The 2,893-nt window shown below is 75.6% G+C and carries 5 protein-coding genes; 4 read left to right on the forward strand and 1 reads right to left on the reverse strand.

All coding sequences use genetic code 11. The annotated features are described in order from the left end of the window. On the reverse strand, window positions 1-429 hold a 429-nt coding region (locus tag HGA02_RS15090), incomplete at its 3' end, for an MFS transporter (protein ID WP_168679839.1). Window positions 430-569: 140 nt separating this feature from the next. On the opposite strand from HGA02_RS15090, the gene HGA02_RS21100 reads away from it, so the two are divergent. The 4 genes from HGA02_RS21100 to HGA02_RS15105 all read left to right on the forward strand — a co-directional run. Beyond that, a complete protein-coding gene (locus tag HGA02_RS21100) occupies window positions 570-1,673 on the forward strand; it encodes a ferric reductase-like transmembrane domain-containing protein (protein ID WP_343035502.1) in 1,104 nt (367 codons plus the stop codon). 75 nt (window positions 1,674-1,748) lie between these two features. Further along, window positions 1,749-1,994 carry a hypothetical protein gene (locus tag HGA02_RS21105; RefSeq protein WP_246247857.1) on the forward strand — a complete coding sequence of 82 codons (246 nt, stop codon included), beginning with the start codon at window positions 1,749-1,751 and terminating at the stop codon, window positions 1,992-1,994. Window positions 1,995-2,000: 6 nt separating this feature from the next. Then, window positions 2,001-2,543 (forward strand): FMN-binding protein, encoded by a 543-nt coding sequence (locus HGA02_RS15100; RefSeq protein WP_168679840.1) that lies wholly within the window; start codon window positions 2,001-2,003, stop codon window positions 2,541-2,543. Beyond that, window positions 2,540-2,893: FAD:protein FMN transferase (locus HGA02_RS15105; RefSeq protein WP_343035503.1), on the forward strand; the 354-nt coding region annotated here is incomplete at its 3' end. The genes HGA02_RS15100 and HGA02_RS15105, both read left to right, overlap by 4 nt.

The following is a 2,893-nucleotide window of genomic DNA, read 5'->3' on the forward strand; positions in this document are numbered from 1 at the left end:
GACGCCGTTGGCCTCGGTGACCGCCGCCGACGCCGCGGGGCCGTGGTGCTGCGCGAGCCCTGGCTGCGCCGAGCTGATCGCCAGGTTCCCGCCGATCGCCACCACGAACATCCCGAGCAGACTCACCGCGAGCGACCCCGCGGTGAGCAGCACCGTGATGCCGACGACCACGACGGCGCACGACGCGAGCAGCGTCCAGCGCCGCCCGCGGGCGCGCACCGAGCGCGGCGTGAGGAACGCGGTGAGGATCGCCCCAGCCGCCATCGCGGTGCCGTGCAGACCGGCCTGCGCGCCGGTGAGGTCGAGGTCGTCGGCGAGCAGCGGCACGCTCGGGTTGAACGAGTAGAGGAGCCACCCCCACACGACGAAGCAGCCGTACAGCGCGACGGTGAAGCGGTCGCGCCGGAGCCGCGGGTGGGAGGGGGTCATGCGGGCAGGTTACGTCCCGCCGGTGACGGGGCCTGCGGGTCGGAGGTCCCCCGGCCCGCGGCCACCCGCTCGGCCCATTCATGGCCGCCTCCCGCGCTCCTCACGGGGTCCTCCCAGGAACGGCCACGAGCGTCTGTCCCGTGAGCACCACGACAGTCGCGCAGCCCCCGGCCGCCGCGCCACCGCCGCTCCCCGTGCGTCTGCGTCCGCCCCGCACGGCGCGCTGGTGGCCCGATGCGGTCACCGCGCTCACGTGGGCCACCGTCGTGTGGGTCGTCGGTCTGTGGGCGACGGGCGGCGGCATGGGTGCGCTCGCCGGGTCGCCAGCCGACGTGCTCGGGTCGGTGGGCCGCCTGTCCGGGCTGGTGGCGAGCGACCTCCTGCTGCTGCAGGTGCTCGGCATGGCCCGCATCCCGTGGGCCGAGCGGGCGTTCGGCCAGGACCGGCTCGCGCGCTGGCACCGGTGGACGGGGTTCACGTCGTTCCACCTGCTCCTGGTCCACATCGCGACGCTCGTCGTGTCGTACGCGCTCGCCGCGGGCTCGGGCGTGGTGCGCGAGGCGTGGGACATGGTGACGACGCTGCCCGGCATGCTGATCGCGACCGCGGGCACGGCCCTGCTGGTAGCGGTCGTGACGTCGTCGGTGCGCGCCGCGCGCCGCCGGGTGCGGTACGAGAGCTGGCACCTGCTCCACCTGTACGCGTACCTCGGCGTCGGGCTCGCGGTCCCCCACCAGCTGTGGACCGGGACGGACTTCGTCGGACGCCCGTGGGCCGCGGTGTTCTGGTGGACGCTCTGGGGCGCCGCGGTCGCTGCGGTCCTCGTGTTTCGCGTCGGCGCGCCGCTGCGGACGTCGCTGCGGCACCGCCTGCGCGTCGACCACGTCGTGGCCGAGGCCCCCGGCCTCGTGTCCGTCCACGTCGGCGGGCGACACCTCGAGGGGCTCCGCGTCGACGCCGGGCAGTTCTTCGTGTGGCGCTTCCTCACCGGCCTCGGGTGGACGCGCGGCCACCCGCTGTCGCTGTCCGCCGTGCCCACCTCGGCCGGTCTGCGGCTCACGGTCGGGACGCGCGGTGACGACGGTGAACGCCTCGCCCGGCTGCGGCCCGGCACCCGCGTCCTCGTCGAGGGGCCGTACGGACGGCTCACGCCCCGCGTGCGCACGCGCCCACGGCTCGCGGGGTTCGCGGCGGGCTCCGGCGTCGCGCCCGTCATGGCCCTCCTGCACGACAGCGCGTGGTAGCCGGGGACCGACACCCTCGTCCTGCGGACGAGCACCGTCGAGGAGACGCCGCTGGCCGCGGACGTCGCCTGGCTCGTGCGCGACCGCGGCCTGCGCTACGTCCCGCTGACCGGCGCGCGCAGCATCACCGGCACGACCTGGCTGCCGGCGGACCTCGGTCACGTGCCCGGCCCCGACGCGGTCCGCTGGCTCGTGCCGGACCTCGACGAGCACGACGTCGTCGTGTGCGGTCCCGGTCCCTGGGCCGACGCCGTCGTCGCCGCGGTGCGCGCCGCCGGCGTGCCCGACTCCGCCCTCCACCTCGAGCGCTACGACTGGTAGGTCACCATGCGACGCATCCTCGCCCTCGCCGTCGGGACCGTGGCCGGTCTCGTCGCCCTCTTCGCCTACCCGACCAGCCGGAACGTGTCCGTCGACGCGGCCGCCGACTCCCCCGCCGCTGCGCAGGCGAGCGGAGGTGGCTCGTCCACCGGCGGTGCGTCCTCCGCCGAAGACTCCGACGCCGGCACCTCGGACGGCATGCCCGACTCGTCCGCGGACACTGCCGGCGGGTCGAGCGGCGCCACCGACGGTGCGCAGGGCTCGACCGGGGTGTCCGGCACGTTCACGGGCGCCGCGGTGCAGACCCGCTGGGGTCCGGTGCAGGTGCAGATCGTCGTGCAGGACGGCCGGATCACGTCCGCCGACGCGGTCGTCTACCCGGACGCGAACGGCCGCGACCGGCAGATCAACGCCTACGCGATCCCGCAGCTCGACCAGGAGGTCGTGCAGACGCAGAGCGCGGGCATCGACCTCGTCTCGGGCGCGACCGTGACGAGCGACGGCTACGTCCAGTCGTTGCAGGATGCGATCGACCAGGCGTTCTCGTGACCGTCGTGGAGCCGTCCGCCGTGCCGCGACGGGCCTGGGTCGCGCACCACATGGGCATGCCGTGGAGCGTCCACGTGCGCGGCGAGGCCGCGCACGACGCGCTGACGGCCGGGCTCGTCGCGCAGGCGTTCGCCGAGGTCGACCGGCTCGACGCCCTGCTCAGCCCGTTCCGCGAAGACTCCGAGCTGTCGCGGGTACGGCGCGGCGACCTCGCGCTCGCGGACGCCGGGCCCGAGCTGCGCGAGGTCGAGCGGCTGTGCCGCACCGCGCTGGCACGCACGCTCGGGTGGTTCGACGCGTGGCGGTGGCGCGACGGCTTCGACCCGACGGGCCTCGTCAAGGGGTGGGCG

This window comes from Cellulomonas septica (assembly GCF_012396155.1).
GTDB classification, from domain to species: domain Bacteria; phylum Actinomycetota; class Actinomycetes; order Actinomycetales; family Cellulomonadaceae; genus Cellulomonas; species Cellulomonas septica.

Excerpts from the sequence above, each read along its gene's own strand:
- HGA02_RS15100 (WP_168679840.1), top strand. The coding sequence starts at position 2,001 with ATGCGACGCATCCTCGCCCTCGCCGTCGGGACCGTGGCCGGTCTCGTC.